The following is a 1,013-nucleotide window of genomic DNA, read 5'->3' on the forward strand; positions in this document are numbered from 1 at the left end:
AATAAGGAGCCGCAACGCAGAGAGGTTGAGCTGGAGCTTCATCGGCTATCGGAGCTGACGAGCGTTGTGGAGTCTCTAGCCGCGCAACGAGAATCATTGGCTGAGCTTAAGCGCCGGGAGATGGACTCGCAAAGCAAGCTGGCTGCAGCGGCCCAGTCTATAGCCGCAAGCAAGCAGTTGCGGCAGCGTACGGCGCTGGAGCAGCAGGAATGCGAAGCGGCAGCTGCGGCGCTGCCCGAGAAAGCGGAGGCGCTTGCCGGTCTGGAGCGACAAGGCAAGGGCGTCAAGAGGCTGCTGGAGCTAAGTGTCGAGATCGGACGTTGGATGGAGCTGGAGCAAGAAGGCGAGCGGGCGCTTTCTGCGGCCAAGTCGGGAGTATCCGAGTTGGAGCGGCGCTGGATTGAGGGTCAAGCCGGCTTGCTGGCAAAACATCTGCATGATGGCGACGCTTGTCCGGTGTGCGGCAGCGTAACGCATCCTCAAAAGGCGGGTATGCATGAGGAGATGCCTTCGAAGGAGGAGCTTGAAGGGGCGAAGGAGACTCTTGCGGCCGTACAGCGCGAGCTGATGACGTCCAAAGCGCAGGCAGCAGCAGCTACTGGCAACTGGCAAGCGGAATTAGACGAGCTGGCCGAGCTTCTGCCCCCTCTCCCGCCTGAGGAGCAGAACGGTCAGCGGATCGAAAAGCTACGGTTGGTCCAAGGCGAGCTGAGACAGGCCTGGAAGTCATGCAAGGAAGAGCTGGATGCGCTGAAGGCAAAATCCGGGCGGCTAGAGTCGCTTCGTTCTGCAATATCCAAATCCGACAAGGAGCTGGAGACGCTGGAGCGGGAGCTGGACAGGCTTCGTGCCGAAACGCAGACCCTGGCTCTGGAAAACGCGGGGAAAGAGACGGCATACGCGAAGGAGCTGGAGCGTGTGCCGGAGCAATGGCGGGAGACGAATGCGCTGCGGACAAGGCAGGCGGAGCGTCAGAGTTTGCTAGCCGAGCTTAATCGCTCCTGGCAGGTTGC

The 1,013-nt window shown here is 61.0% G+C and carries 1 pseudogene; it reads left to right on the plus strand.

The features are described from left to right. A pseudogene (locus tag PAT3040_RS37670) lies at positions 1-1,013 on the plus strand (hypothetical protein); the annotation flags it as partial.

Origin of the sequence: Paenibacillus agaridevorans, assembly GCF_003112455.1 — a bacterium.
Lineage (GTDB): Bacteria > Bacillota > Bacilli > Paenibacillales > Paenibacillaceae > Pristimantibacillus > Pristimantibacillus agaridevorans.